The 26,530-nt window shown below is 65.0% G+C and carries 20 protein-coding genes and 1 pseudogene; 8 read left to right on the forward strand and 13 right to left on the reverse strand.

All coding sequences use genetic code 11. From position 1 onward, the window contains the following. Positions 1-160 precede the first annotated feature (160 nt). From AACG97_RS19775 to AACG97_RS19785, 3 genes are read left to right on the forward strand one after another with little or no spacing between them, the layout of a single operon-like run. Positions 161-1,399, forward strand: a complete 1,239-nt coding sequence (locus tag AACG97_RS19775) for an exonuclease SbcCD subunit D C-terminal domain-containing protein (protein WP_125854871.1) — start codon at positions 161-163, stop codon at positions 1,397-1,399. Beyond that, the gene (locus tag AACG97_RS19780) at positions 1,396-5,040 is read left to right on the forward strand and encodes an AAA family ATPase (protein WP_225786012.1); all 3,645 of its coding nucleotides are present in this window, start codon (positions 1,396-1,398) and stop codon (positions 5,038-5,040) included. The genes AACG97_RS19775 and AACG97_RS19780 overlap by 4 nt, the downstream gene beginning before the upstream one ends. Then, entirely contained in the window at positions 5,037-5,630 is a 594-nt protein-coding gene (locus AACG97_RS19785) for a glutathione S-transferase (RefSeq protein ID WP_009683738.1), read from the forward strand. The genes AACG97_RS19780 and AACG97_RS19785 overlap by 4 nt, the downstream gene beginning before the upstream one ends. A 147-nt stretch (positions 5,631-5,777) precedes the next feature. Here AACG97_RS19785 and AACG97_RS19790 read toward each other — a convergent pair whose 3' ends face one another. From AACG97_RS19790 to AACG97_RS19835, 10 genes are all read right to left on the reverse strand, one after another. Then, positions 5,778-6,896 (reverse strand): lactonase family protein, encoded by a 1,119-nt coding sequence (locus tag AACG97_RS19790; RefSeq protein WP_197886641.1) that lies wholly within the window; start codon positions 6,894-6,896, stop codon positions 5,778-5,780. Beyond that, positions 6,862-7,152, reverse strand: a complete 291-nt coding sequence (locus tag AACG97_RS19795; protein WP_054882247.1) for a DUF5629 family protein — start codon at positions 7,150-7,152, stop codon at positions 6,862-6,864. The genes AACG97_RS19790 and AACG97_RS19795 overlap by 35 nt, the downstream gene beginning before the upstream one ends. Before the next feature lie 253 nt (positions 7,153-7,405). Continuing rightward, positions 7,406-9,781, reverse strand: a complete 2,376-nt coding sequence (locus tag AACG97_RS19800) for an efflux RND transporter permease subunit (RefSeq protein WP_033690558.1) — start codon at positions 9,779-9,781, stop codon at positions 7,406-7,408. A 20-nt stretch (positions 9,782-9,801) separates the two neighbouring features. Continuing rightward, complete coding sequence (locus AACG97_RS19805) at positions 9,802-10,824, reverse strand: WD40/YVTN/BNR-like repeat-containing protein (RefSeq protein ID WP_009683742.1); 1,023 nt, start codon at positions 10,822-10,824, stop codon at positions 9,802-9,804. 267 nt (positions 10,825-11,091) lie between these two features. Further along, entirely contained in the window at positions 11,092-13,761 is a 2,670-nt protein-coding gene (gene pepN, locus AACG97_RS19810; RefSeq protein WP_110679557.1) for an aminopeptidase N, read from the reverse strand. A gap of 13 nt (positions 13,762-13,774) precedes the next feature. Beyond that, positions 13,775-14,605, reverse strand: a complete 831-nt coding sequence (locus AACG97_RS19815; RefSeq protein WP_144188964.1) for a DUF2797 domain-containing protein — start codon at positions 14,603-14,605, stop codon at positions 13,775-13,777. Beyond that, complete coding sequence (locus AACG97_RS19820; RefSeq protein WP_003260154.1) at positions 14,602-14,862, reverse strand: YeaC family protein; 261 nt, start codon at positions 14,860-14,862, stop codon at positions 14,602-14,604. The genes AACG97_RS19815 and AACG97_RS19820 overlap by 4 nt, the downstream gene beginning before the upstream one ends. 13 nt (positions 14,863-14,875) lie before the next feature. Beyond that, positions 14,876-15,754 (reverse strand): rhomboid family intramembrane serine protease, encoded by an 879-nt coding sequence (locus AACG97_RS19825; protein WP_009683747.1) that lies wholly within the window; start codon positions 15,752-15,754, stop codon positions 14,876-14,878. Further along, a complete protein-coding gene (locus tag AACG97_RS19830) occupies positions 15,751-16,722 on the reverse strand; it encodes a metallophosphoesterase (RefSeq protein WP_009683748.1) in 972 nt (323 codons plus the stop codon). The genes AACG97_RS19825 and AACG97_RS19830 overlap by 4 nt, the downstream gene beginning before the upstream one ends. Next, complete coding sequence (locus AACG97_RS19835) at positions 16,722-17,612, reverse strand: NAD(+) kinase (protein ID WP_009683749.1); 891 nt, start codon at positions 17,610-17,612, stop codon at positions 16,722-16,724. The genes AACG97_RS19830 and AACG97_RS19835 overlap by 1 nt, the downstream gene beginning before the upstream one ends. Here AACG97_RS19835 and AACG97_RS19840 point away from each other — a divergent pair. Beyond that, positions 17,611-18,633, forward strand: coding sequence for a DUF1853 family protein (locus AACG97_RS19840; protein ID WP_125854877.1), 1,023 nt, complete (start codon positions 17,611-17,613; stop codon positions 18,631-18,633). The two genes, AACG97_RS19835 and AACG97_RS19840, sit on opposite strands and share 2 nt — an antisense overlap. A 157-nt stretch (positions 18,634-18,790) precedes the next feature. Beyond that, a complete protein-coding gene (locus tag AACG97_RS19845) occupies positions 18,791-19,336 on the forward strand; it encodes a cytochrome b (protein ID WP_009683752.1) in 546 nt (181 codons plus the stop codon). Here the strand turns inward: AACG97_RS19845 and AACG97_RS19850 are convergent. Both AACG97_RS19850 and AACG97_RS19855 read right to left on the reverse strand, forming a co-directional pair. Further along, positions 19,327-20,225 (reverse strand): annotated as a pseudogene (locus tag AACG97_RS19850) (1-aminocyclopropane-1-carboxylate deaminase/D-cysteine desulfhydrase). The gene AACG97_RS19845 and the pseudogene AACG97_RS19850 sit on opposite strands and share 10 nt — an antisense overlap. A 58-nt stretch (positions 20,226-20,283) precedes the next feature. Further along, positions 20,284-22,320 (reverse strand): NADPH-dependent 2,4-dienoyl-CoA reductase, encoded by a 2,037-nt coding sequence (locus AACG97_RS19855; protein ID WP_225786010.1) that lies wholly within the window; start codon positions 22,318-22,320, stop codon positions 20,284-20,286. A 194-nt stretch (positions 22,321-22,514) separates the two neighbouring features. Between AACG97_RS19855 and AACG97_RS19860 the strand changes: the two genes are divergently transcribed. Together AACG97_RS19860 and AACG97_RS19865 are read left to right on the forward strand one after the other, a co-directional pair. Further along, the gene (locus AACG97_RS19860) at positions 22,515-23,633 is read left to right on the forward strand and encodes a carbon-nitrogen hydrolase family protein (protein WP_110679551.1); all 1,119 of its coding nucleotides are present in this window, start codon (positions 22,515-22,517) and stop codon (positions 23,631-23,633) included. 4 nt (positions 23,634-23,637) lie between these two features. After that, positions 23,638-24,723, forward strand: a complete 1,086-nt coding sequence (locus tag AACG97_RS19865) for an AraC family transcriptional regulator (protein ID WP_029886340.1) — start codon at positions 23,638-23,640, stop codon at positions 24,721-24,723. A 211-nt stretch (positions 24,724-24,934) separates the two neighbouring features. Here the strand turns inward: AACG97_RS19865 and AACG97_RS19870 are convergent, their stop codons facing one another. After that, positions 24,935-25,327 (reverse strand): MerR family transcriptional regulator, encoded by a 393-nt coding sequence (locus AACG97_RS19870; protein WP_009683758.1) that lies wholly within the window; start codon positions 25,325-25,327, stop codon positions 24,935-24,937. A gap of 74 nt (positions 25,328-25,401) precedes the next feature. Here AACG97_RS19870 and AACG97_RS19875 point away from each other — a divergent pair, with 74 nt between their 5' ends. Next, positions 25,402-26,502, forward strand: a complete 1,101-nt coding sequence (locus tag AACG97_RS19875; RefSeq protein WP_197885324.1) for an SDR family oxidoreductase — start codon at positions 25,402-25,404, stop codon at positions 26,500-26,502. Positions 26,503-26,530 lie beyond the last annotated feature (28 nt).

Consider the following 26,530-nt stretch of genomic DNA (forward strand, 5'->3'; position numbering starts at 1 on the left):
GCGGGCGCGCCCGCGAACACCGGCGCAGCCGGTGCCAGCCCTCCCCCATTCCCCGCCCTGCCCCCCACCCCCCTGCTTGGGTTACCATACCGCCCTCGCGCAACGCCCATCCCCAAAGCCAAGCCCTCTGGCTTGCTCGACTCGACACCACAGGTCATCCATGCGTCTGTTTCATACCTCCGACTGGCACCTGGGCCAAAGCCTGCACGGCCAGGAACGCGATTTCGAACACGCCTGCTTCCTCGACTGGCTGCTCGGCCAGCTTCGCCTGCGCCAGCCGGATGCGCTGCTGATCGCCGGCGATATCTTCGACACGGTCAACCCCCCGGTCAAAGCCCAGGAGCGTCTGTACGACTTCATCGTCCAGGCGCATGAGCAGCAGCCCAAGCTGGACATCGTGATGATCGCCGGCAACCACGATTCCGGCTCGCGCATCGAGCTGCCTGCCGCACTCATGCGCCGCCTGCGCACCCACGCCCTGGGCCGTGTGCACTGGCTGGACGAGGGCCAACTGGATGCCGAGCGGCTGCTGATTCCGCTGACCAATGGCCGTGGCAAGGTCGCAGCCTGGTGCCTGGCGCTGCCGTTCCTGCGGCCGGCCGAAGTCACCGGCCCCCACCTGGGCGACGACTACCTGCAAGGCATCACCCAGGTGCACCAGCAACTGATCGCCGCAGCACTGCAAAAACGCAAGAAAGACCAGGCGCTGATTGCCATCAGCCATGCGCACATGGCCGGGGGCGCAGTGTCGGAAGACTCCGAGCGCAGCCTGATCATCGGCAACGCCGAGGCGCTGCCGGCCAAGCTGTTCGACAAGGCCATCAGCTATGTCGCCCTCGGCCACCTGCACAAACCACAGAAGGTCAACCGCGAAGAACGCATCCGCTACAGCGGCTCACCGATCCCACTGTCGTTCGCCGAAATCAACTACCCGCACCAGGTGCTGGAGGTGGAACTGGACGGCAGCGGCCTGGTCAGCGTCGAGCCGCGCCCGGTACCGCGCGCCGTGGCCCTGCAACGCATCGGCCCGGCACCGCTGGGTGAGCTGTTACAGCAAATGGCAGACCTGCCGGTAATCGACCTGCTGGAAGACCCCAATCGCCAACCCTGGCTGGAGGTGCGGGTCATTCTCGACGAGCCGCAACCGGACCTGCGCCAGCAGATCGAGACCGCGCTGGCGGGCAAGGCAGTGCGGCTGGTGCGCATCAGTGCCGAGTATGCTGGGCGCAACAGTACCGAAGAGGATGACCTGGCCTTTGTCGAACTGGCCCAGATGACCCCGCAAGACCTGTTCAGCCGGGCCTGGGAGCAAACCTACGGCAGCGCTGTCGACGAGCAGGCGCTGGCCGACTTTGCCCTGCTGTTGCAGGACTTGCAGCAGGATGAGGAGCAGCCATGAAGATTCTTGCCATCCGCCTGAAGAACCTGGCATCGCTGGCCGGCCCCGTCGACATCGACTTCACTGCCGAGCCCCTGGCCAGCGCCGGCCTGTTCGCCATTACCGGGCCCACCGGCGCCGGCAAGAGTACCCTGCTCGACGCCCTGTGCCTGGCCCTGTTCGGCACCGTTCCGCGGCTCAATGACATCGGTCGGGAAGCCAAGGTGCCGGATGCCGACGGCGACATCCCCACATCCGACCCGCGCAACCTGCTACGCCGTGGCACCGGCAGCGGCTTTGCCGAAGTCGATTTCGTCGGCGTCGACGGCCGCCGCTACCGTGCCCGCTGGGTATCCAACCGCGCCCGCGACAAGGCCAACGGCAAGTTGCAGCACAGCCGCCAGAGCTTTTACGACCTGGACAGCGAGCAGGTCCTGGCCAGCGGCAAGAACGAATACAAACAGTTGGTCGAAGCCCGCCTGGGCCTGAACTTCGAGCAGTTCACCCGCGCGGTGATGCTGGCCCAGAGCGAGTTTGGCGCGTTTCTCAAGGCCGACGACAGAGAGCGCAGCGAGCTGCTGGAAAAACTGACCAACACCGCCATCTACACCCGCTTGGGCCAGCGTGCGTTCAGCAAGGCCCGCGAGGCCGGTGAGGTGCACAACGACCTGCTCGCGCGCGCCAGCCACCTGCTGCCGATGGATGCCGAAGCCCGCGCCCAGCTCGACCAGCAACTGGAGCAGGCGCAGCAGCACCTGAAGGCTGACCAGGCCGGTGAGCGCCAGCTGGAACAGCAACGCAACTGGCTGCACGAGCAAAACCGGCTGCAAGCCCAGCACGCCGAGGCGGCCCGCGCGCTGCAGGCCGCCGAGCAGGACTGGCAGCAGTTGGCCGAACCGCGCCTGGACCTGCTGCGCCTGGAGCGCCTGGCACCTCAGCGCCACCAGTTCCACCGCCAGCAGGCGCTGAACGCACAACTGGCCCCACTGGCGGCAAGAATTGCGCAGCAGCAACAGCGGCAGGACGAACTCCAGGCACGCGCAAATACCCTGGAGCAAGCACTGAACGCCGCACGCCAGGCGCTCGCCGACAGCCAGGCGCAACACGGCGAGAATGCCCCACGCCTGCGCCAGGCCTTCGCCGCCCAGGACAACCTGGCGCGCCTGGACGAAGCGCTGGCCGCGCAACGCAGCAGCAGCCAACAGGCTGAACAACACGTCGCCGATGGCCAGCAGCAGTTGCAACAGCTGGAGGCCAACCAGCAGCGCAGCCTGCAGCAATTGGCGCAGATCGACAGTGCCCTTGCCGACAGCGAGCACCTGGCAGGCCTGGCCAGTGCGTGGCACGCCTACCTGCCGCAACTCAAACAGGTGATGCTGATTGGCGGCCGCCTGGCCAAGGGCCGCGAAGAGCTGCCCGGCCTGCAGGCCCAGGCCAGCCAGGCCAATGTGCAGCTGCAGGCCGAGCGCGATGCCTACGAGCTGCTGTTCCGCGAAGCCAAGGCCGAACCCCAGGCCCTGGCCGAGCAGATCGACCTGCTCGGTGGCATGCTGCAGGACAACCGCAAGCAGCAGCGCGCCGTTGAAGAAATGTCGCGCCTGCACGGCCGCGAACTGGAACTGCGCCAGCAACTGGACAGCGTTCGTGAACGCCAGCAACAGGCCATGCAGCAACGCCAGCAGTTGATCAGCGAAGGCACCGCGGCGAAGGCCGAGCTGGAGGCGGCCGAACAGGCGCTCAACCTCACCCGCCAGTTGCTGGAGCGGCAACGCCTGGCGCGCACCACCAGCGTGGAGGCACTGCGCGACCAATTGCGCGATGGCGAACCTTGCCCAGTCTGCGGCAGTGCCGAACACCCGTTCCACCAGCCTGACGCACTGCTGCACAGCCTGGGCCGGCATGACCAGGCTGAAGAAGCTGCCGCGCAGCGACAGGTCGACACCCTCAACGCCAAGCTGGTCGAGCTGCGCACCCAATTGGGCGTGGTCAACGCCCAGCTCAAGGACTTCCAGCAGCAACAGCAGCAACTGGGCGATCAGTTGCAACCGCTGGTGGCGCAAGTGCAGGCGCACAGCCTGTGGCCGGCCCTGGCCCCGCAGGATGACAAGGCCCGTAGCACCTGGCTGGCCAGCCAGCTGCAGCGCCTGGAGGCGGAAATTGCGCAGGACGAGAAGCGCCAGAGCGCGCTGCTCACGCTGCAACGCGATGCTGCCCGCCTCAACCAGCAACTGCAGGCCGCCCAAGACGCCCAACAGCAGGCCCAGCGCCACCTCGAACAACAGCACCAGGCCCTGGCCAATGACGAGCAGCAGTTGCAGCAAGGCTTGCACGACCTGGCCGGGGTGCTGCCCGAGCAGGCCCTGAAGGCACTCGACGAAGACCCGGCCAATGCTTTCCTGGCCCTGGACCAGCAGATCGCCCAGCGCTTGCAGCAACTGGAACAGCGCAAGGACGAACTGGAAGAACAGCAGGCCCGGCAAACCCAACTCGACAAGCTGCGCGACCAGCACCAGGCCCGCGTGCAAGGCCTGCAGCAGTTGCAGCAACAACTTGCCGCCCTGAACGAGCAGCGCCAGCAGGCCCAGGCCGCCCTCGGCGAACTGCTCGGTGAACACGCCACTGCCGAAGCCTGGCAACAGCACATGGACGCCGCGCTGGACCAAGCCCGCGCCCTGGACGCCGACACCGCCCAGCGCCTGCAGGAACTGCGCACGCAAGCCGTGCAACTGGCCAGCGAGCTGAAGGCCGACGGCCAGCAGCAACAGGCGCTGGTTGCCGAATGCCAGCAGTTGCAGGGCCAGATCGCGCAGTGGCGCAGCCAGCACCCGGAGCTGGATGACGCCGGGCTGGATCGCCTGCTGGCCATGGAGGATGCGCAGGTCACAGCATTGCGCCAGCGCTTGCAAGGCGCGGAAAAAGCCATCGAACAAAGCCGCGTGTTGCTGCAGGAACGCGAACAGCGCCTGCAACAGCACGTGGCCGACATGACCGTGGACACCCCGGCCGAAGCCCTCGAGCAAGCTCTGCTGGAACTGCGCGAGCGCATGGCCAGCCACGAGCAGCAATGCGCCGAACTGCGGGCGCAGCAGGCCGATGACCAGCGTCGCCAGCAGGCGCATCAGGCACTGGCAGCCGAGATTGAGCAAGCCCGCCAGCAGTGGCAGCGCTGGGCCCGCCTGAATGCTCTGATCGGCTCGGCCTCGGGCGATGTGTTCCGCAAGATCGCCCAGGGTTACAACCTTGACCTGCTGTTGCACCATGCCAACAGCCAACTGCGCCAACTGGCCCGCCGCTACCGCCTCAAGCGGGGCGGCAGTGCCCTGGGCCTGTTGGTCCTGGACACCGAAATGGGCGACGAGCTGCGCTCGGTGCACTCGCTGTCCGGCGGCGAAACCTTCCTGGTGTCGCTGGCGTTGGCCCTTGGCCTGGCCTCGATGGCTTCCAGCACCCTGCGCATCGAATCGCTGTTCATCGACGAAGGTTTCGGCAGTCTGGACCCCGAGTCGCTGCAGCTGGCCATGGATGCCCTTGACGGCTTGCAGGCCCAGGGGCGCAAGGTGGCAGTGATTTCCCACGTGCAGGAAATGCACGAGCGCATCCCGGTGCAAATTCAGGTGCGCCGCCAAGGCAATGGCCTGAGCGAAGTGCAGGTGTGCGGGTGATCCTGTACTCGTTCCGTCGCTGCCCCTGGGCCATGCGCGCGCGCCTGGCCCTGCGCTATGCCGGCTGTGAGGTCGAGGTGTGCGAAGTGGCGCTGAAGAACAAGCCGGCAGAACTGCTGGCCTTGTCCCCCAAGGGCACGGTGCCGGTGCTGGACACCGGCAGCCAGGTGCTGGAAGAGAGCCTGGATATCATGCGCTGGGCGCTGGCGCAGAACGACCCGCAGGATTGGCAACTGCGCGCGAATCCCGCGGCGGCGCAGCAGGCGCATGCCCTGATCGCGCGTAATGACAGCACGTTCAAGGCGCAGGTGAACCTGTACAAGTATGCCGAGCGCTACCCGCAGCACCCTCGCGCCTACTACCGCCAGCAGGCCGAGGCCTGGCTGGCGGAGCTCGAAGGGTTGCTGGAGAGCCGGCCGTACCTGTTGGCTGACCAGCCGAGCATCGCCGACGCCGCCTTGCTGCCCCTGATGCGCCAGTTTGCCGGGGTGGAACCGCAGTGGTTCGCCGAGGCCGCTTATCCGCGGCTGCGGAGCTGGCTAGAGGGGTGGTTGGCATCAGACCTGTTCCGCTCGATCATGGCCAGGTAGCTTCACCCGGCTCCCTGTAGGAGCGGCCTTGTGTCGCGAAAGGGTCGCGCAGCGGCCCCGGGTTCTTGCGTTACCGCCGACATTGCCGGGGCCGCGCTGCGGCCCTTTCGCGACACAAGGCCGCTCCTACAAGGCCTGGTGTTGATATCAGTCGATGAACTTCAAGTCCGAGGGTGCGTCCTGGGCCAGGACCTGCACCGTCTCGCCCAGCTTGCCAGTCTTGGCGTCACGGCGCATGACCACGATCTGGTTGCTCTTCTGGTTCGCCACCAGCAGGAAGCGGTTGCTGGGGTCCAGGGCAAACTCGCGGGGGTGGTCGCCTTCCACGGCGCGGCGCTGCACAAACGTCAGCTGGCCGTCGCCCTCAACCGCGAACACCACGATTTCATTCGCTGTACCGCGGTTGCTCACGTACAGGAAGTGCCCGTCGGCCGACAGGTGCAACCCGCCCGCCGCCTTGGCCGTCGACGCCGAGGCTTCGGTCAGTGCCAGGCGCTGGCCCACGCGCAGGTCCGCACCGCTCACATTGAACATCACCACTTCCCCGCTCATTTCCAACGTGAGGTAGGCATGCTGCCCCGTGGCATCGAACAGCAGGTGGCGTGGTCCGCTGCCTGGCGGCAACGCCACCGACGGCGGCGTGGCAGGGCTCAACGGCTGGTCCGGGCTGGCGCCGTCGTAGCGGTAGATGAATACCTTGTCGGCGCCGAGGTCGCTGGCGTACAGATATTGCCCATTGGGTGACGACACCAGTGAATGCACATGCCCCCCCGCCTGGCGCTCGCGGTTGACGCCACTGGGCCGGTGTCGCAATTGCTGCACGACCGGCTTGAGCTGACCGTCCCTGGCTATCGGCATCACTGCCAGGCTGCCGCCGGGGTCAGGGTTGACCGCGTAGTTGGCCACGAACAGGTAGCGCTGGTCATGGCTGAGGCTGGCGTGGGTTGGCTCGTCGCCTTGGCTGGCCACCTGGTTAAGCGGCTTGATGTCGCCCTTTGCACTGACACTGAAACTGCTGGCATTGCCGCCCGGGGTTTCATTGACAGCGAACAGCAGGCGGCGGTCGGCCGACAGCACCAGCCACGACGGGCTGACACTTTTCACCACTTGCTGCGGGGTAGGGTCGATGTGGCCCCGTTGTTCGTCGAACTGGTAGCGGTAGATACCCTGGCTGGCACCATCGGTATAGCTGCCCACCAGCAGGGTCGCGGCGTGGCTCGGGATAGTCAGGCTAGCGGTCAGCAGGGTCGTCCAGGTGCGGTTCATCTTGGGCTTCATCCGGGGCGCGAAAGGCACTCATGCAGACTAGCCGATGCGCGCCGTTGGCATCGTCCAGTTGCCACTCGTCACCCATGGCGGTCGCCGCCGCGACCTGCTCGGGAGTAAACGACCAGCGGCGCAGTTGGCGGCCGTCCATGCACTCGACGCGCAGGCCAGTGGTATCGGCGGTGAACTCGAAGGCGTGCAGGCCGTCGATCAGGAGCATGTCGCAGGACTGCAGGGCGTGGCTGAGGGAGGACATTGGGTTACCTGTCAGGGAAGTGCTGCCAGTATAACCCTGTGACATCCCTGTGGGAGATTCTATGGTTCCTGGCAAGGGTAGCCAGAGCATCTTCAGCGCCTGTGAGATCGAGCGCCGCCCGCGCGGCGCAATCGCGAGCTGCGCTCGCTCTAACAGGCGCTGCCATACCTTGTGGCAAACACCTGTCAGCCCTAAGGCGATCCCTGTGGGAGCTGGCTTGCCGGCGATTGGGCCGCAACGCGGCCCCCTGCCTTCAATGGGCGAAAATCGACCCCCCTTGCTTGCCCACCATTTTCTCCGGCTTGATCAGGAACCGCGCCAGGGCCGGCAGCAGCCACAACGCCCCGAACATGTTCCAGAGCAACATGAAGGTCAGCATCAGGCCCATGTCGGCCTGGAATTTGATCGCCGAGAAGATCCAGGTGCACACACCAATGGCCAGGCACAGCCCGGTGAACAGCACTGCCTTGCCGGTCGAGCGCAGGGTCTGGTAATACGCCTCCTGCAACGGCAACCCGGCGCGCAGGAAACTTTCCAGGCGGCTGTAGATGTAGATGCCGTAGTCAACGCCAATGCCCACGCCCAGCGCCACCACCGGCAAGGTGGCCACCTTCACACCGATGCCCATGTAGGCCATCAGCGCGTTACCCAGCACCGAGGTCAGCACCAGCGGCAGAACGATGCACAGGGTGGCGGCCAACGAGCGGAAGGTGATCAGGCACATTACTGCCACACAGATGTACACCAGGATCAGGATGGTCAGTTCGGCCGACTTGATCACCTCGTTGGTCGCGGCCTCGATCCCGGCATTGCCTGCTGCCAGCAGGAACTGCAGGCCCTCCTTGTTGTGGCTGTCGGCAAACGCCTGGGCTACCGCCGTGACCCGCTCCAGGGTTTCGGCCTTGTGGTCGTTGAGGAACACCAGTACCGGCGCCAGCGAGCAGTCACCGTTGTACAGCCCATCGGCACGGGCGATGGAGTTGTTGAGGATGTCGGGGTTGCGCGACAGGGTTTCCCATTTCAGGCTGCCCTCGTTCATGCCCTTGATCACCTGCTTGGACACAGTGACGAGGGAGATCGCCGACTGGACCCCCGGGGTGTTTTCCATGGTCCACATCAGCTCGTCGATCGGGGTCATGGTCGAGTGGATGGAACACTGCTCGGCCGGCGTCTTGACCATGATCACCAGCACATCGGAACTGGTCGAGTAGTTGCTGATGACGAAGTTGTTGTCCTGGTTGTAGCGCGAGTCGGGGCGCAGTTCCGGCGCGCCCTGGTCGAGGTCGCCGATTTTCAGGTTCTGGCTGTACCACAGCCCCCCGCCGAAGGCGAGCAGCGCCAGCGCCACCGACACCGGCGCCACCCTGGCGCTGGCAAAGTTCGACAGCAGGCGCCAGAACGGGTGTTCGCGGGTGGCGTCCTTCTTGCTGCGTTCGATGGCCTTCTTGCTGATACCGACATAGGAGATGGCGACCGGCAGCAGGATCAGGTTGGTGAACACGATCACCGCCACCCCGATGGACGCGCCGATGGCCAGCTCGCGAATCACCCCGATGTCGATGATCAGCAGGGTGATGAAGCCCACCGCATCGGCCAGGATGGCGATCATGCCCGGCAGGAACAACTGCCGGAACGTTCGCCGTGCAGCGGTGAGCGCATTGTCGGCGTCACTCGACTGCAAGGCGATGCCGTTGATTTTCTGCACCCCGTGGGAAATGCCAATGGCGAAGATCAGGAACGGCACCAGCATCGAGTATGGGTCCAGGCCGAAACCCACCGCGTGCATCAGCCCCAGTTGCCAGACCACCGCCACCAGGGTGGTGATAAGCACGGCGATGGTGCTGCGGATACACCAGGTGAACCAGTACAACAGCACCCAGGTGATCACCAGGGCGACGCCGAAGAACATCGCCACCATCACCAGGCCGTCGATCAGGTCACCGACCTTCTTGGCAAAGCCGACAATGTGCACTTTCACATTGGGGTTCTGCGCCTGGAACTTGTCACGCACCTTCTCTTCCAGCAGGTGCGAGAACTGCTGGTAATCCAGTTTCAGCAGCCGGCTGGGGTCCTGCGGGTCAGGGTAGCTTTCCAGCAGTGGCACATCGATGATACTGGACTTGAAGTTGTTGCCGACCAGCCGCCCGACCTGGCCGGACTTGAGCACATTGTCGCGCAGGGTATCGAGGCTGTCCTGGGAGCCGTTGTAGGTGTTGGGGATCACCTCGCCACCGGAAAAGCCCTCTTCCGTGACCTCGCTCCAGCGCACGCTGGGGCTCCACAGCGACTTCAGCCCGGCACGGTCGACGCCAGGCAGGTAAAACACCTCGTCATGGATCTGGCGCAGGGTCTCCATGTAATCCTTGTCGAAAATGTCACCCTTGACCGCCTCCACCGAGATGCGCACGGTGTTGCCGAGGTTGGCCAGGTCGTTGCGGTGCTCCATCATCTGCTCGATGAACGGGTGCTGCAGCGGGATCATCTTCTCGAAACTGGTGGAGGGGCGAATCTGCGTCGCCTGCCAGAACAGGAAAATACTGATCAGCACGCACAGGGCGATGACCACGGGGCGGTTGTTGAAGATCAGCCGTTCGAGCAGCGTAGGCTTGTCCTGGTGATGCGGATGCATGGTGATGCTCTCCCGGCTGTTCATTGGCGCGGCTCCTCGGCAATGCGATCGGCACCTTGCGCGGTTGCCAGGTGCACACCGCCCTGGCCCACCAGCAGCAGGCCGCCATCGGCCAGACCACTGACGCCGGCCAGGGCGATGCGGTCGCCACGGTTGTACACGCTGAAGGTCTGGCCATCGTCGGTACTGCGCAGCACGCTGCCGCCGTTGCCGACCAGCACCAGGGCGCCATCAGCCAGCAGCGCAGCGCCAGCCAGGCCGAATTCCAGGCTGCCGCGCGCAGCCTCCAGTTCGACCTGCTGCCAACTGTCACCGAAGTCGGCTGAACGGAACAGGTTGCCGCGCAGGCCGTAGGCCAGCAGGGTGCGGGGTGAACGGGTGCCGATCACGCCAAACAGCGAGCCCTCGTAGGGGCCTTGCAGCTTGGCCCAGGTCTGGCCGTTGTCTGCAGAGCGGAACATGCCGCCCTGCTCGCCAACGATGAACAGGCCGGCATCGCGCACCTGGGTGATGCCGTTGAGGTGCAACTGGTCGGGGTTGTCCAGGCGCTCGGCCACGTCCTGCCAGTGCTGGCCGCCGTCAGTGGTTTCCAGGAAGGCCCCGTAGGCGCCCACGGCAAAGCCATGCCGGGCATCCAGGAAGGTGACATCCAGCAACGGCGCTTCACGGGCAAGGTCTTCGAACTGCTTGGTCCAGGTGGCGCCGCCGTCGCTGCTGGTGAGCACCTGGGCGTCATGGCCGACGGCCCAGCCGCGCTTGTCGTCGATGAAGAACACCGCCGTGAGCAACTGCCGGGTAGGTACCCGGGCCTGGGTCCAGGTGTTGCCCTGGTCGTCGGAGAACAGGATATGGCCGCGATCACCGACCACCACCAGGCGCTTGCCGGCGTGGGTGGCGCCGATCAACAGGCTCTGGCTGGCCTTGGCCGATTCGGTGGAGTACTGGTCGGCACTGGCGGCTTGCACGCTGCCGGCCCACGCGCCCAGTGCCAGCGCCAATGCCGCTGCCAATGGCCAGGCGCGGCGCCTGTTGTGTTCCCTCATGACTGTCCCCTTGGTGTTTTTATTCGGCGGGTCAATGCATTGCAGGCACTGCGAAAAGCCTGATCTAGAGGCCTGCAACAGCTTGAAGGGATCGTAGCGGGGATGTTCGCGGGATTACAACGGGCGGGGTGTTATGTTTTGTTGTCGGCCTGAAAAAGCCAAGGCCGCGGTGCGGCCCATCGCGACACAAGGCCGCTCCTACAATCGCACCTCACCCTGTAGGAGCGGCCTTGTGTCGCGATGGGCTGCAAAGCAGCCCGATTGCCCTCAAGCCAGGCTCTTGCTCACCACTTCATACACATCACTGGACAGCTCACCCGAAGCCAGAATCCGTTCGAGCTCGCCCTTCATCAGCGCCTGGCGCGCCTCGTCATACTTGCGCCAGCGGGTCAGCGGCGCCAGCTGACGCGAAGCGATCTGCGGGTTCAGCGCATTCAGTTCGATCACAAGGTCAGCCAGGAAACGGTAGCCAGAACCATCGGCGGCATGGAAGTTGACCAGGTTCTGCCCGGCAAACGCACCGATCAGCGCACGCACCTTGTTGGGGTTCTTCAGGGTGAACGCCGGGTGCTGCATCAACGCCTTGACCCGCGCCAGCCCGCCCGGCAAGGTGCTGGCCGCCTGCACGCTGAACCACTGGTCCATCACCAGCGGGTTGTCCTTGAAGTGCTCGGCGAACGCCTCCAGCGCTTTCGCCCGCTCGGCCTGGAATGGCGAGTTGACCAGCACCGCCAGCGCGGTCAGGCGCTCGGTCATGTTGTCGCAGTGCTCGAACTGCTCCAGGGTCGCTTCCAGCACGTGCGGCTTGCCGCTCAGCATCAGGTACGACAGGGCGATGTTCTGCAGGCTGCGGCGGGCGAAGTGCTCGGCCGAGGCCACATAGGCAGTGCTGCGCGACGCTTCGCGGTGGGCCTGGTAGCGCGCCCACAACGCGTCGAACAGTTGCTCGGCGATCTGCTGGCGGGCGAACTCGCGGGCGGCATGGATGGCGTCCACGTCGGCCACCTGGCTGATTTCGGTGAGGTAGGCCTCACCCGGCAGCGAGAGCATTTCGGCAACCATGGCCGGGTCCAGCGACGGGTTGCCCAGTACCGTGCCCAAGGCCGTGATCAGGCGCTGGTCCAGTTTCAGGGCTTCGCCACGCTGGTGCTGGCCGATCAGTTCCTGCAATACCTGGACCGCCAGCTGCTGGCCCGCTTCCCAGCGGTTGAAACCATCGCTGTCATGTTGCATCAGGAACATCAACTGGTCGCGGTCGTACGGGAAACTGAGCTTGACCGGGGCGCTGAAGCCACGCAGCAGCGACGGCAGCGGCTTGGCCTGGATACCCTGGAAGGTGAAGGTCTGCTCGGCCTCGGTCACCGACAGCACCCGACTGGTGGCTGGTTCGGCCGCCGTGGCGGCGCCTTCACCTGCCAGTTGCAGCGGCAGGTCGTTGCCGGCAGCATCCAGCAGGCCCAACTCCACCGGGATCACGAACGGCAGCTTCTCGGCCTTGTCCGGGGTGGGCGGGCAGCTTTGGCGGAACGTCAGGCTGTAGGTCTGGGCGGCGGCGTCGTACGCTTCGCTGACTTCCAGGCGCGGGGTGCCTGCCTGACTGTACCAGCGCTTGAACTGGGTAAAGTCCACGCCGTTGGCGTCTTCCATGGCCTTGATGAAGTCGTCGGTGGTCACCGCCTGGCCATCGTGGCGCTCGAAATACAGGTCGCTGCCTTTGCGGAAACCATCGGCACCCAGCAAGGTGCGGACCATGCGCACCACTTCGGCGCCCTTCTCGTACACTGTCAGGGTGTAGAAGTTGGAAATCTCGATGAAGCTGTCCGGGCGCACGGGGTGGGCCATGGGGCCGGCATCTTCGGCAAACTGGTGAGTACGCAGGTAGGCCACGTCCTCGATGCGTTTGACCGTGCGCGAGTTCATGTCGGCACTGAACTCGGCATCGCGGAACACCGTGAACCCTTCCTTCAGCGACAGCTGGAACCAGTCGCGGCACGTGACGCGGTTGCCCGACCAGTTGTGGAAATACTCGTGGGCGACCACACCTTCGACACGCTGGTGCGCGGCATCGGTGGCCGTTTCGGCGCGGGCAAGCACACAGCTGGAGTTGAAGATGTTCAGGCCCTTGTTTTCCATGGCGCCCATGTTGAAGTCGTTGACGGCAACGATCATGAAGATGTCCAGGTCGTATTCACGGCCGTAGACTTCCTCGTCCCAACGCATCGACTTCTTCAGGCTGACCATGGCGTGGTCGCACTTGTCCAGGTTCTCGGGCTCGACATAGATGCGCAGCAGCACATCACGGCCCGACTGGCGCGTGAAGGTGTCTTCGACGCACCACAGGTCACCGGCCACCAAGGCGAACAGGTAGGCTGGCTTCTTGAACGGGTCTTCCCAGGTGGCCCAGTGGCGGCCGTCCTCGGCCGGCCCGCTGCCGGTGGGGTTACCGTTGGACAGCAGCACCGGGTAGCGATGCTGCTCGGCGATCACCGTGGTGGTGAAACTGCTCATCACGTCCGGGCGGTCGAGGTAGTAGGTGATCTTGCGGAACCCCTCGGCCTCGCACTGGGTGCAGAACATCTTGCCGGATTTGTACAAACCTTCGAGCGCAGTGTTGCTTTCCGGGTGGATCTTCACGCTGGTGTCGAGGGTGAAGTGCTCGGCTTGCGGCTGCACGGTCAGGCTGTCACCGTCCAGCTGGTAATCGGCGGCCTGCAATTCCCGGTCATCCAGCGCGGCACGCAGCAACTCCAGCTGCTGGCCATCGAGCACCAGCGGCGGCAAGCCGGCACCGCGTGCCGGGTTGCGACGCATCACCAGCTGCGCGTGAACCAGGGTGTGGTCCTCGAACAGCTCGAAGGTCAGGTGCGTCTCGTCAATCAGGTACTCGGGCGCCTGGTAATCCTTCAGGTAGATCACTTGCGGTTGTTCGGTGCGCATGTGCAGGTCCTTTTTACTGGAGCACGGCCAACTGGTAGGCCGTGTACTTGCGAATATTGATCACACCGGTGTCGAAGATCAGGTACTGGCCCTTGATGCCCAGCAGCGTGCCTTCGGCGACCGGGTCCTTGTCCAGGTTGAAGCTGACGATCTTTTGCGGGTAGGCCTGGACCGGGTAGTTGATCTGCACCACTTCGGCGTCCGGCAGCGGCTGGATCGCCTGCAGCCCGAAACGCCCCTGCAGCTCGTCCAGGCGCTCGGCGCACGCGTCGAATACCTGCTCACGAATGGCCGCCAGGTCGAGCACCTCGGCATCGCCCTTGAGCAGTGCACGCCAGTTGGTGCGGTCGGGCACCTGGCTGCGCAGCACGTCTTCGACCAGGCCAGACTGCTGACGGGTAGCCACGCGCATGATCGGCAGGGCCTGGCTGGCCCCTTGGTCGAGCCACCGGGTGGGCAGTTGGCTGGCGCGGGTGATGCCGACCTTGATCCCTGACGAGTTGGCCAGGTAGACCACGTGGTCGGTCATGCAGAACTGTTCGCCCCAGGCCGGTTCACGGCAGGTGCCGGCCTCGTAATGGCATTTTTCCGGGGCCATGATGCACACATCGCACTGGGCCAGCCGGGTCATGCACGGGTAGCAGTAACCTTGGCTGAAGCTGGTCTTGGTGCGCTTGCCGCAATGGCTGCAGTGAATGGCGCCAAGGTATTCCAGGCGCAGGCGCTGGCCGATCAGCGGGTTGACCGGCACCTGCGTGTCACCCAGGCGGAAGCTGTACTGCACCACCGGCGCCTGCAGGCTTACCGCCATTTTGCTCAACGAGCCACGAGCGAGTTCGATCAATGTACCGAGTCCGACTTGAACAGAATGTTGGCGATCGGCGCGGACTTCGACGCGCATTCCTGCGGGCCCATGTAACCGGTGCGCTGGTCTTCTGGCAGGTTTTTCATCTCCCAGGCGATCACGGCCTGCAGCGACAGCTCTTTCTGCTCGGCGGTGAGCTTGCGGCCATCCGACCATTTGCCGATTTCCACGGCCAGTTTCAGGCTTTCGTAGATTTCCGGGGTGATGTTTTCAATCATTTGCGCGAAAGTGGACATACAGTCTCCTGATTCAAGCCGACAGTTTACGCCGGGCCAGCGCCCCACCCAAGAGCCCGGTCAGGCATCCGATGAGCAGCCCGCCAACGTGGGCGGCGTTGGCGATCTGGCCAAGGCCGAGGCTGCCGACCACACCGGTCAGGCACACCACCAGCCAGATCAGCATCATCACCAGCACACCCTTGGGCAGGTTGAAGTAACGGTTCGGTGCCAGCCACTGGAACAGCCATACATGCCCCAGCAGGCCGTACAGTACGCCAGACAGCCCGCCGAACAGGCTCGGCCCGCTGGTGTAGTGCTGCGCCAGGTTGGAGACCAGGCTGTACAGCAGGGTCAGGCCCAGCAGCATCCAGGGGCCCTGGCGCAGCTCGATGCGCTTGCCCAGCTCCCAGTACCACAGGCTGTTCATGGCCAGATGCAGCACGCCGAAGTGCAGCAGCATGGGTGATACCAACCGCCACCATTGCCCTTGGTCGAGGGTTTCTGCCAGCGGGGTGAAATACAGGTAGTCGCCCTGCACCCGGAAGTCGAGGAAGGTAAACCAGCTGATGGTGGTGAAGTTGTCGCCCAGGCTGGTCAGGCCGGCGACGATGAAGCACGCCAGCAGGGTGAGCGTGGTGACCTTGCAGGCCCGGGCCTGTTCTGCCAGGGACGGCACTTTCGCGGCCATGCCCGCTGCCACCGGCTCGGGGGCAGCCGACAGCTCGGCGTTGCCTTGCGGGTAGCGCTGGTAAAGTTCGCGGACGTCTTCGGCCAGGGTGTCGGGCGCCCAGAGTACCTGCACGTCCCCCTCTTCGCTGACCCGGTGCGGCACCTGCAGGCGCTGCAGCATGTGAATGAAGCCGCTGAGGTCGACCGACAGCGGCAGGCGCATCACTTCGATTATGTTCATTGGTTGGCCTGTGGGCGGTCTACGTCGACCCACACGAACTTGTGCGGGTCGATGCGGGTTTCGTCATCCAGCCGGTAGGCCGCCAGCTTGCCGTACAGCACCGCGCTGTAGTCCAGGCAGGCCAGGTTGGGGCGAATCGGCGCGGGGTGGCCGCTGCGCCAGTAGTGGCCGACGAACAGCATCGGCTCGTCTTCGGCATAACGCAGCAAGGCATTTTTCTGGCTGTGGCTGAGCGGCGCATTGGCCACCTCGGCCGGCAGGGCATCAGGCTGGAACACGATGTCGCCGTAGGTTTGCGGGTCTTCCTCCCAGAACTTGGTGCGGAAGAAGGCGCGCGTCAGGCCGTCGCCGCCGGTCAAGGTCAGGCCGTCGGGCAGGCGCATGTCGGTACCGCGCAACAGGCGGTTGCACACGGTGGCGGCGAAGCTGTTGCTCACGGCTGAAGCCTGGATGAAGTGCTCATCGATGCGCCCGTCGGGGTACTGCTGGCGCAGCGGCTCGATCAGTTGCCGGTCCCAGCAGGCGTGTACCAGGCGGAAACGCCCGGCATCGATGAACAACGGCAGTTGGTAGAACCAGTTGACGAAGTCGTGCCAGTCAGCGGGGTGCTGGGCGAACTGGGCCAGGGTTTCGTCGATCAGCCGGGCGTGCCGCGGGGTGTGCTCGCGGACGAAGGCCTTGCCGCTGCCGGGCAGCGCCGGCGTGACCCAGCCCAAGGCGTTGTACTCGTGGTTGCCCATGATGCAGAACGCCTGGCCAGCCTCGACCATGTCGTGGACGATGTGCAGGGCCTCGCGGATGCGTGGCCCACGGTCGACGATGTCGCCGAGGAACAGCGCCTGGCGCCGCGGGTGGCGCCACACGCCGGCCACGCGCTTGTAGCCGAGGGTATCGAGCAGGCGTTCAAGGGTATGCGCACAACCGTGCACGTCGCCGATGATGTCGAAACTGCGCGCCGGGTCGAGCATCAGTCGTCACTGCTCCCCAGGCGGCTGCCCCAACCAAGCTTGGTGCGGCAGACCTCGTAGTAATTGTGGTCGAGCGGGTGGATCAGGCGCAGCTTCTGCGGTTTTTTGCTGACCGTGATGGTGTCGCCGGGGGCGCAGGTGAAGTGGTTCTGGCCATCACAGGAAACCTGCGGGTAGATCTGCAGGTCCTTGGACACCACGATCTTCAGCTCGCTGTTGCCGTCGACCACGATCGGCCGCCCCGACAGGGTGTGCGGGTACATCGGCACGATGACGATGGCGTCCAGCTTGGGGTGCATGATCGGGCCGCCAGCCGACAACGCGTAGGCGGTGGAGCCGGTGGGGGTGGCAACGATCAGGCCGTCGGCCTTCTGGCTGCAGACGAACTGGCCGTCGATATAGATTTCGAACTCGATCATGCGCGTGGACTTGCCTGGGTGCAGCACCACGTCGTTCAGCGCATCGCCCTGGCCAATGGCTTCGTGATGGCGGCGGACCTCGGCCTGCAGCAGGAAGCGGTTTTCCACCAGGTAGTGGCCGTCGAGCACCTCGGCGACCTTCTCTTCCAGCTCGTCGGGGCGGATGTCGGTGAGAAAGCCCAGGTTGCCCCGGTTGATGCCCAGCACCGGAATGTTGTGACGGGCCAGGGCCCGGGCGGCGCCGAGCAGGCTGCCGTCGCCGCCCACCACGATGACCAGGTCGCAGACTTCGCCCAGCAGCTTGCGCGTGGAGGTCTGCAAGCCATGCCCGGGCAGCACTTCGGCAATGGTGTCCTCGAGAATCACGTGCAGGTGGCGGTCGAGGAGGAATTTTTTCAGTCGGCGGATGGTGTCGAGCACCTGCGAGCTACCGAGGCGACCGATGATACCGATATTGCGAAATTGCTCCATGGGGCTCCTGCAAGGCTCTGCGGCGGGTGACGATGCGCCGATTATGGGCGAAACCACCGGGCAGCGGCAAACCGGCTATGCTCGCAGGATGACACCCTTCAGCCAACTCCACGATCTGCCCCGGCAACTGCAGCGCCCGGCCGTACGCGACCTGGCCTGGGCAGTGCTGTCGCCGCCCTTGCTCGCTGGCACGCCCTGCCCTCAGCGCCACCCGCTGGCGGGCAGCCTGTGGGCACAGCAGCCGCACCGCCTGGAGCAGTGGCTGCGGGCGCTGGATAAGGATGACCATCCGCTGCGCGACTGGCTGGCGAAACTGGGCAGCCGGCGCCTGGGGCTTTACTACGAACGCCTGTGGCAATTCGCCCTGCGCCACGCACCGGGCATTGAACTGCTGGCCGCCAACCTGGCCATTCGCGAGGGCGGCCTGACCTTGGGCGAGCTGGATGTACTGCTGCGTGATGCAGACGGGGTCCACCACCTGGAATTGGCGATCAAGCTGTACCTGGGCCCGCCCGGTGGCGGGCACGATACCCAGGCCTGGCTGGGGCCAGGCTGTCATGACCGGCTAGGGGCCAAGCTGGCCCACCTGGCGCAGCACCAGTTGCCGATGTCGCGGGGGGCGCACAGCCAGCAGGCGCTGGCCCGGCTTGGGGCGCAGCAGGTGCAGGCGCATATGTGGCTGGGGGGCTATCTGTTCTATCCGCGGCCTGGGCATGCCGAGGAACCGGAAGGCGCCAACCCGCAGCACCTGCGCGGGCGCTGGGTCAGGCGGCGGGATTGGGCCATGGCGGTTGGCGAGCGCTGGCAACCGCTGCCGCGCAGCGCGTGGCTGGCGCCAGCGCGGGTCGAAGCGGCGCAATGCTGGCAGGCAGAGCAGTTTGCAGCGTGGCTGCATGTGCTGGACCCGCAGGCCCCGGCGCAACTGCTGGTAAGGCTTGAGCAGGAGGCCGATGGCGCCTGGCAGGAAGCCGAACGGGTGTTTCTGGTGGCTGACAATTGGCCGCAGCTACGCAGTGATTGATGCAGGCCTGACGCAGGTCAAGGCTGGTCCGCACAAAAGCCCGTGCAGGCAACACAATTTTCACAGGCCTGGCGCAACTATCTGCTGCCGGTAGCCATTAAAGTGACACCTGAGCGCCAACAAGAGCGCTATTCAAACCTGATGACGAGGACTGATCATGGTTTCATCCACCCCAGCACCGCATTACGCACGCCTGTCCATCGCCCTGCACTGGCTGATGCTAGTGCTGCTGGCCGCTGTCTACGCCCTTATCGAACTGCGTGGCCTGTTCCCCAAGGACAGCGCCGAGCGCAACCTGATGAAAGACCTGCACTTCATGCTTGGCCTCAGTGTCTTCGTGCTGGTCTGGTTGCGCCTGGCGATGCGCCTGAGCCGGCCTACCCCGCCGATCCTGCCCAAGCCGCCCGCCTGGCAGACCGGCCTTGCCCACCTGATGCACCTGGCACTGTACCTGCTGATGATCGGCATGCCGCTGGCCGGCTGGCTGATCCTCAGCGCCGCCGACAAACCGGTACCGTTCTTCGGCCTGGAGCTGCCGCACCTGATCGGCCCGAACCCGGACCAGGCCAAGTTCATCAAGGGCTGGCATGAGCGCGTCGGCAGTTGGGGCTACTGGCTGATCGGCCTGCATGCGCTGGCCGGGCTTTACCACCACTATGTGGTGCGCGACAACACGCTGTTGCGCATGCTGCCCTACAAATAACCACGTCGGCCTTGCAGGCCGCCGGTATGCACGAAGATCATGCGGCTGCCGGGCGCCAACAGCCCGGCGGCGACATGATCGCGCAGGGCCAACAGGGCCTTGCCGGTGTAGAGCGCTTCCAGCGGCACCCCCGTGTGCTGCTCGCAGTCGGCGATGAAGGCCAGCAGTTCGTCGTCGAACCGGGCAAACCCACCTCGGCAGGCCTCGTGTAGCTGGTAGCCATGTGCGCCCGCCAGTGCTGCCACCCCTTGCGCCACACCGTGGTCTGCAGGTACCGCCAAGGCGCCATGCACGGTACGCGCACCCGCCTCGGCCATGGCCAGGCCAGGCCAGCCACGGTAGTGCCTGTTCCGGCAGCCAACCACCAGCCATCGTAGTCCGGCCAGCCCAGGGCCGAGATCTGCGCCTGCGCCTGCTGCACGATCAGCGCGCAGCCCTGCGCGCCAGCCAGCCCACCGCCGCCTTCGGGAATGCACTGCCAGCCCGGATAGCGCGCTTGCCAAGGTTTCCAGAAGCCGGGCTGGTGGCGTGCGCGGTAGCCGCCATAACCCAGCCAGTGCAGGTGCATGCCCATCGCTTGCAGGTCACGTACGGTGGGCGTGTCCTGGGCATGGCCGCGTAGCAGGCCGGCAGTGGCGAAGCCAAACCGCTTGCCGGCCGCAGCCAGCGCATGCAGGTGGTTGGAGTGGTTGCCACCCAGGCTGATCAGCCCAGGGGCATTGCCTGTGGCGGCCTGCTGCAGGTGGTGGCGGAGCTTGAACCACTTGTTGCCGCTGATCAGCGGATCGATCAGGTCCAGGCGCAGAATGGCAACCTGCACCTGGGCGTGTTGCAACCACGGCAGGTTCAAGCGTTGCAGTGGGGCTTGAGGAAGGTCGAATGCATGCATGGATCGCAGTTTACAGGCAAAGCCCGGGGCAGCGCCCGTGGGCTGCCCCGGGCCGATCTCAGAGCTGCGCCGCCAGCCGCGACCCTTGGTTGATCGCCCGCTTGGCATCCAGCTCGGCCGCCACGTCGGCGCCGCCGATCAAATGCACCGATTGCCCCGCAGCCACCAACCCATCCTGCAGTTCGCGCAGCGGCTCCTGCCCGGCGCAGATCACGACGTTGTCCACGGCCAACACCTGCGGCTCACCGCCCGCCACGCGAATGTGCAAACCGGCATCGTCTATGCCCAGGTACTCGACACTGTTGAGCATCTGCACGCGCTTGTTCTTCAAGCCGGTGCGATGGATCCAGCCGGTGGTCTTGCCCAACCCGTCCCCCACCTTCGATGCCTTGCGCTGCAGCAGGAACACCTGACGCGCCGGCGCATGCGGCTCGGCCTTGATGCCGGCAACGCCGCCGCGTGCCTCAAGCCGGGTATCGATGCCCCACTCCTTCCAGAACGCATCACGGTCCAGGCTGCTGGCCCGCCCTTCCTGCACCAGGTATTCGGATACATCAAAACCGATACCGCCGGCCCCGATCACGGCGACCGCCTTGCCCACCGGCTTGCGCTCAAGCAGTACATCCAGGTAGCTGAGCACCTTGGCATGCTCGACCCCGGGGATGGCCGGGGTACGCGGGGCAATGCCGGTGGCCAGGATGATCTCGTCATAGCCGCCCTGCACCAGCGCCTGCACATCCACGCGGGTATTGAGGTGCAGGTCGACGCCAGTGCTTTGCAACTTGTTGCGGAAGTAGCGCAGCGTTTCGAAGAACTCTTCCTTGCCCGGGACGCGCTTGGCGACATTGAACTGGCCGCCAATTTCGCTGGCAGCGTCGAACAGCGTCACGTGATGCCCGCGCTCGGCGGCAACGGTGGCGGCGGCCAGGCCCGCCGGGCCGGCGCCGACCACGGCAATGCGCTTCGGCGCTGGCGCAGGCAGGTAGTTGAGCTCGGTTTCGTGGCAGGCCCGCGGGTTGACCAGGCAACTGGTCAGCTTGCCGCCGAAGGTGTGGTCCAGGCAGGCCTGGTTGCAACCGATGCAGGTATTGATTTCGTCGGCACGACCGGCAGCAGCCTTGTTGACGAAATCCGGGTCGGCCAGGAACGGCCGAGCCATCGAAACCATGTCGGCATCACCTTCGGCCAGCACCGCCTCGGCCACTTCCGGGGTGTTGATGCGGTTGGTGGTAATCAGCGGAATGCTCACCACACCCCGCAGCTTGGCCGTGACCTTGCTGAACGCCGCACGCGGGACCTTGGTGGCGATGGTCGGGATCCGCGCCTCATGCCAGCCGATCCCGGTGTTGATCAGGGTAGCGCCGGCCTGCTCGATGGCCTTGGCCAACTGCTCGATTTCCGCCCAGTCGCTGCCGCCCTCGACCAGGTCAAGCATCGACAGGCGGAAGATGATGATGAAGTTCGGCCCTACTGCCGCGCGTACCCGGCTGACGATTTCCACCGCCAGGCGCATGCGGTTTTCGTAGCTGCCGCCCCAACGGTCGGTGCGCTGGTTGGTGTGGGCGGCGAGAAACTGGTTGATGAAGTAACCTTCCGAACCCATGATTTCGACGCCGTCGTAACCGGCACGCTGGGCCAGCACCGCGCAATTGACGAAGTCGGCGATCTGCTTCTCGATGCCTTGCTCGTCCAGCTCCTTGGGCTTGAACGGGTTGATCGGCGCCTGTATCGCGCTGGGTGCCACCTGCCGTGGGCTATAGGCATAGCGCCCGGCATGCAGGATTTGCAGGCAGATCTTGCCACCGGCGGCGTGCACCGCCTCGGTGACGATGCGGTGCTGGTCGGCCTCCGCCTCGGTGCTGAGTTTGGCCGCGCCGGCATACACCCCGCCTTCATCATTGGGCGCAATACCGCCCGTGACCATCAGGCCGACGCCGCCCCGGGCACGCTCGGCAAAGTAGGCCGCCATGCGCTCGAAACCCCCGGGGCGCTCCTCGAGGCCGGTGTGCATCGAGCCCATCAGGGTGCGGTTGCGCAAGGTGGTGAAGCCAAGGTCCAGCGGGGCAAGCAGGTGCGGGTAACGTTCGGCGGCCATGGAAAGGTCCCCAGGTGGCGTGATTCACGGTATGCGGGCGCCTCACCGAATGGCGGGCCTCCGTCGTTTGTCTGTCAGCGACATTAAACAGCCGTTTGAATTGGCTCAATGATCGAAACTGACAAGTTATTGATCCTGGCAAACAGGGCGCTTACCCTAGAGAGCCTTCGTCAGCCAATGTGCCGTCCTGTTTCATGCGAAAACTTCTGGCAAGCGCCCTGGCGCTGGTAATGATCGCCGCGCTCTGCGGCTACGGTTTCTGGAGCCAGCAGCGCCCGGAAGGCCACTACCTGTCCGACCTGCGCATCGAACTGGCGCTGAACCATGGCGTGCCGGGGGACCGCGGCAACCTGCTGGGTATCGAGCCGTTGCTGTTCCCCAGCGACTACCAGAACCTGCAACGCCTGCACCGCAAGCTGGCCGCCTACCTGGAGCAGGCGCGCGCCCAAGGCCTGGTCGGCCCGCGCACCGTGGTTGTGCTGCCGGAACACATCGGTACCTGGCTGTGGGCACGCGGCGAAAAGAACGAGCTGTACCAGGTCACCCAGAGCCGCGAGGCCCAGCAATGGCTGGAACTGAGCAACCCGCTGCGCTACGCGCTGGCCATGGTAGCGGCCGAGGGCGACGACCGGCGTGCCGACGCCCACCTGCGCATGAAGGCCGAGCAGATGGCTGCCGACTATCAACAGCTGTTCGGTGGCCTGGCCAAGGAATTTGGCGTGACCCTGGTGGCCGGCTCCATCGTGCTGCCCGCCCCCTATGTGCAACAAGGCGTGCTGCATGCCGGGCGTGGCGCACTGTTCAACAGCAGCGTGGTGTTCGCCGGTGACGGTTCCCTGCTCGGCCAACCGCAACGCCAGCAATACCCCGACAGTGACATGCGCCGTTATGTGCAGGAGGGCCGCGATTATCCGCTGCAGGTCGTGCAAACCCCCGCCGGGCGCCTGGGCGTGCTGGTGGGCAGTGACAGCTGGTACCCGCAGAACCATCAGCAACTGGCCAGCCAGGGCGTGCAGCTGGTAGCCAACCCGGTGTTTCTCAGCGGCAAAGGCAGCTGGCAAGCCCCCTGGCGTGGCAACCGCCACCAGGCGGCCAGTGCCGGGCTGGCCGTGCAGCGCGGCCAGGTCAGTGAACAAACGGCCTGGCAACGCCTGACCGAGGCGGCCGGGGCCAGGGTCAGCAGCATGAGCGTATTCATGCGGGGGCAGTTCTGGGAACACGGCAGTGACGGCCAAGGCTTCGCCCGCCAGGCCGGTGAGTTGCTGGCAGGCACGCCGAGCCCCGGCGCCCGCTTGCTGAACCTGTGGTTGTAAGGCCATGGCCCGCCCCCGCGTACGCCTGGGCGAGCTGTCGGTCGGCTTTGTTCAGCCGCTGACCGAAGCCCTGCGCGAACTGGGCCACGCCCCCGAACCGCTGCTGCGCCGCTATGGGCTGGAGGCACCGCGCCTGAGCGAAGCCAATGCGCGCCTTTCAATCCCGCGCTACATGCACCTGGGCCATGCGGCCATCGAGCAATGTGGCGAAGCCGCGCTGGGCTTGCACATGGGCCGCCTGAGCCGACTGGCCCAGGCGGGCCTGGCGGGAGTCACTGCGGCCCAGGCGCCTACCGTGGGGGAAGCCGCGCGCACCTTGCTGCGCTTCGAACCGCTGTACGCCGCCAACTACCGCGGCCAGTCCAGCTTTCATGAAGACGCCGAAGGTGCCTGGCTGCGTTTCTACTCCATCAGCCCCTACAACGCCTACAACCGCTTTGTGGTGGACTCGGTGCTGGCAGGCTGGCTGGCTCAACTGGCCGACCTGGCGGGCGTTGCGCTGCAGGCCGAGCGCCTCGAAATCGAATTTGCCGCACCCGCCTACGCCGCGCAGTACCAGGCGCTGTGCAGCACCCCGGTGCAGTTCGCTGCCGACGGTAATCAATTGCGCCTGAGCCGCGCCACCTTGCAGTTGGCCAACCCCAGGCACTGCCCCAGCACCTGGCAGCACCTGCTGCAGTTGTGTGAAGCAGACATGCTGCAGCGCACGCGGGTGCGCAGCCTGGGTGAGCGCATCACCCACCTGCTTGGCCCATTACTCAACGGTGGCCGCGAACCGGACCTGGTCGAGGTAGCCCTGCACTTGCAGTTGCCCACCTGGACACTGCGGCGCAAGCTGGCCGAAGAAGGCACGCGGTTTCGTGACCTGCTCAATGAAACACGACGCGACCTGGCCGAGACCTACATCCGTGATACGGAACTGGCGTTCGGCGAGATTGCTTATTTATTGGGGTTCGCTTCGGCCGAGGCCTTCCAGCGCGCGTTCAAGCGCTGGACGGGCCTTACGCCGGGAGAGTTTCGCCGCAGCCAGCGGCGGGCAGGTCAAAGCTCGGTGGCGTCGTCGGCCGGTTCCGGGGTGTCCAGCTCGTAGGCTTGGGATTCGAGTAGTTCTTCCTGGTATTCATCCATGGTCCTGCTCCCTCTTTACTCATTTCATCTTCGTAGTTATCGCCGTCATGCTAAGCCAGTGGCATGACGCAATGATGACAAGCTTATGATCGGGCAACGCGGCCATCGTTCCAGTGAAAACGCGATGCAACACCGATCGAGTACCACAAGGTCCTTTTTAGGAGAACAGGCGTTCAGGCGCCAGCGGAAATGTTTTCAGGAATTGTCAGCCCAGTCGCAACAGCACTGGCGACGAGCTTGGCACGCTCGCTATCAAGCACCTCATATGCGGCCTGCAGCGTCTGAATCTTGGCCTGGATTTCAGCCATTTTGCCACTGACCAGCAGTGCTCCCTGCACGCAATCGAGGGTATTGCCGCGCCTGGCAGCCAGTATCTCCCCTATTTCGGCAAGCGTGAAACCGCCCCGCTGGGCAGTTTGCACGAAGTTCAGGTCAGCGACGGCCTGCTCGCTGTAGCTGCGATAATTGTTGGCTTGCCGCTGGGCCACGATCAGCCCGAGCTGCTCGTAATAGCGCAACGCATGGCGGCCGACGCCGCTGCGGCGCTCCAGCTCCCCGATGTTCATGGCACAAAATCCCTTGACCTTAGAGTGCGCTCTACACCCTAACCTGCGCCCATCTTGCAGACAAGGAAACTGACATGAGCGTGGAATGCTTCGTTACCGGCGGCAGTGGTTTTATCGGCCAGCATCTCCTGGCGCGCCTCACCGCCACCGGGCACACCGTGCGGGTGCTGATGCGCCACCCGGAAAACCTCGCCCGGCTCCGTGAACAGGTAGGCCGCCTGGGGGGCAAGCCTAAATGCGTACAGGCAGTTGCCGGCGATATCGGCACAGAAGGCCTTGGGCTCAGCGAAGCCGACCGCCAACGCGTGTCGGCTGCCGCAGTGGTGTTCCACCTCGCGGCGCACTTCACCTGGGGGCTTTCCCTGGAACATGCCCGTGCCGTGAACGTGCAAGGTGCGCTGCGGGTCGCGCAGCTGGCGGCTAGCCAGGGCACCCGCCTGCTGATGGTGGGCGGCTACATGCTGCAGAATTTCAGCCACCTGGCCAGCATCGGGGTGGATCACGAGCACCCGGAACATACCGACTGGCCCGCGGTTTACCGCCGCGTAGGCGGTTATGAGGCGAGCAAGCTGGAAGCGCATTTCGCCGTCATCCGCTACATGCAAGGTGCGGGCGCAGCGTACTCGATCGTTCACCCTGCCACGGTCTGCGGCGACAGTGAGCGCGGGCACATCCTCGACGGGCAGCCGTTGGCAGCATTGATTAGCGGCCTGGCGTTGGGCCGGTTCAAGGCCATTCCGGGTTCGCCCAGCCATTGGCTGCCACTGGTCAGCGTCGACTACTTGGTTACCCTGATGGCTTGCGTGGCATTCGACCCTTCAATGGCCAACCGCCAGGTGCTTGCACTCGACCCGCACACCCCTAGCCTGCAAGGCTTGCTGGAGGACATCGCCGCCACCCTGCAGGTAAAAGCCCCGCGCCACCATGTGCCGATAGGCGTGCTGAAGTGGTTGTTGGCAATTCCCGGAGTAGCGACCCGCCTGGCAATCAGCCCCGAGTCGCTGAACTTCATCCAGCCGCAGCGCTTCGACCTGAGTTTCAGCGAACAACTGGAACGCAGGTATCAGCTCACTCACCCGGACATCAAACACACATTGGCAAAAACCGTGCGCCACGTCGAACGCAACCTGGGCCACGGCAGCATGCCTGGGGCAAACATACCGACCAACACCTGAACCCACATGGCCGCCCGCAAGCGCCTGC

Origin of the sequence: Pseudomonas sp. Nvir (assembly GCF_963778085.1) — a bacterium.
In the GTDB taxonomy this organism is placed as follows: domain Bacteria; phylum Pseudomonadota; class Gammaproteobacteria; order Pseudomonadales; family Pseudomonadaceae; genus Aquipseudomonas; species Aquipseudomonas juntendi.

Excerpts from the sequence above, each read along its gene's own strand:
- AACG97_RS19775 (WP_125854871.1), top strand. The coding sequence starts at position 161 with ATGCGTCTGTTTCATACCTCCGACTGGCACCTGGGCCAAAGCCTGCAC.
- AACG97_RS19780 (WP_225786012.1), top strand. The coding sequence starts at position 1,396 with ATGAAGATTCTTGCCATCCGCCTGAAGAACCTGGCATCGCTGGCCGGC.
- AACG97_RS19790 (WP_197886641.1), bottom strand. The coding sequence starts at position 6,896 with ATGAACCGCACCTGGACGACCCTGCTGACCGCTAGCCTGACTATCCCG.
- AACG97_RS19795 (WP_054882247.1), bottom strand. The coding sequence starts at position 7,152 with ATGTCCTCCCTCAGCCACGCCCTGCAGTCCTGCGACATGCTCCTGATC.
- AACG97_RS19800 (WP_033690558.1), bottom strand. The coding sequence starts at position 9,781 with ATGCATCCGCATCACCAGGACAAGCCTACGCTGCTCGAACGGCTGATC.
- AACG97_RS19805 (WP_009683742.1), bottom strand. The coding sequence starts at position 10,824 with ATGAGGGAACACAACAGGCGCCGCGCCTGGCCATTGGCAGCGGCATTG.
- pepN (WP_110679557.1), bottom strand. The coding sequence starts at position 13,761 with ATGCGCACCGAACAACCGCAAGTGATCTACCTGAAGGATTACCAGGCG.
- AACG97_RS19820 (WP_003260154.1), bottom strand. The coding sequence starts at position 14,862 with ATGTCCACTTTCGCGCAAATGATTGAAAACATCACCCCGGAAATCTAC.
- AACG97_RS19825 (WP_009683747.1), bottom strand. The coding sequence starts at position 15,754 with ATGAACATAATCGAAGTGATGCGCCTGCCGCTGTCGGTCGACCTCAGC.
- AACG97_RS19830 (WP_009683748.1), bottom strand. The coding sequence starts at position 16,722 with ATGCTCGACCCGGCGCGCAGTTTCGACATCATCGGCGACGTGCACGGT.
- AACG97_RS19840 (WP_125854877.1), top strand. The coding sequence starts at position 17,611 with ATGGGGCTCCTGCAAGGCTCTGCGGCGGGTGACGATGCGCCGATTATG.
- AACG97_RS19835 (WP_009683749.1), bottom strand. The coding sequence starts at position 17,612 with ATGGAGCAATTTCGCAATATCGGTATCATCGGTCGCCTCGGTAGCTCG.
- AACG97_RS19845 (WP_009683752.1), top strand. The coding sequence starts at position 18,791 with ATGGTTTCATCCACCCCAGCACCGCATTACGCACGCCTGTCCATCGCC.
- AACG97_RS19855 (WP_225786010.1), bottom strand. The coding sequence starts at position 22,320 with ATGGCCGCCGAACGTTACCCGCACCTGCTTGCCCCGCTGGACCTTGGC.
- AACG97_RS19860 (WP_110679551.1), top strand. The coding sequence starts at position 22,515 with ATGCGAAAACTTCTGGCAAGCGCCCTGGCGCTGGTAATGATCGCCGCG.
- AACG97_RS19865 (WP_029886340.1), top strand. The coding sequence starts at position 23,638 with ATGGCCCGCCCCCGCGTACGCCTGGGCGAGCTGTCGGTCGGCTTTGTT.
- AACG97_RS19870 (WP_009683758.1), bottom strand. The coding sequence starts at position 25,327 with ATGAACATCGGGGAGCTGGAGCGCCGCAGCGGCGTCGGCCGCCATGCG.
- AACG97_RS19875 (WP_197885324.1), top strand. The coding sequence starts at position 25,402 with ATGAGCGTGGAATGCTTCGTTACCGGCGGCAGTGGTTTTATCGGCCAG.